Source organism: Actinomycetospora aurantiaca, assembly GCF_037401875.1.
GTDB lineage: Bacteria > Actinomycetota > Actinomycetes > Mycobacteriales > Pseudonocardiaceae > Actinomycetospora > Actinomycetospora aurantiaca.
On the sequence record NZ_JBBEGN010000047.1, the window covers coordinates 1 to 909 of the forward strand.

The 909-nt window shown below is 70.4% G+C and carries 1 protein-coding gene; it reads right to left on the reverse strand.

Annotated features, from left to right (window positions below):
* The coding region (locus WCD74_RS29840; RefSeq protein ID WP_337698571.1) for an IS110 family transposase at positions 1-681 on the reverse strand (681 nt) is incomplete at its 3' end.
* Positions 682-909 lie beyond the last annotated feature (228 nt).

A 909-nucleotide genomic window follows, 5' to 3' on the forward strand; every position in this document is an offset into this window, starting at 1 on the left:
CAGGTAGTCCTTGGTCGGCAGCGACGGCGCCGCCAGTGCCTCGGCGACCCGGTCAGCGAACCGGTCGGGCCAGCCGTGGCGGGCGCCGCGGGCGAACTCGACGACCTCGGTGCGCTCGGCGGCGGCGAGCTCGGGTTGGCTGGGCCAGCGTTCGAGCAGCCGCAGCACCGTCAGCGCCGAGAGGTCCCCGCCGGCGAGCACGAGCGCGGCCGGATAGCTCGACTGCAGATCGGCGCGTAGCCGGTTGAGCAGTCGACGCTGATCACGCCCGGCGCGTTCGTCGTCACGGGCGATCGCACGGAGTTCACCGGCGACCTCACCGTGCGGGATCAGCGACTTCAACGAGCTGTGCCGATCGATCGCGAGCAGACAACAGATCCGGGCGTCCTCGGCGTCGTCCTTCTTGCGCGCCGGACCCCGACGCCGCGCCACCAGGTCCGGGTTGACCGGCAGCACCACGAACCCGGCCTCGACCAGCGCCTCGACCAGTAGCCCGTGACGGGTCTCGAGCACCACCCGAACCTCGGCCGGGTCTGGTTCTCGGCGCAGCGCCCGCTCGATCAGCGAGGCCACTCCCGCCGGCCCGTGCTCGATCCGGAACTGCTCAAGTACCCCCTGCTCAGGGGTCCCGATCGCGACGTCGTGGAACTCCTCAGCCCAGTCGATACCGATCCCCAACACGACCCGGTCCCCCTCCGCCGCCGAACACATCGTGCCCGGCGGACCGGCGAAGGCACTGCGTCGTGCTGATGGACCAGTCCTCGCGGGACGACACCCTCTGGGGCGTCAGACCTCCGCCGGAGGCCCCGGCCAGGGCGCCGTCTCACCTAAGTCCTCGAAGGACGAGCAATTGAAGCGCTCCCAGCCGGGAACCACCGAGCAGCAATGAAGGTAGAGCCATCAGCACTT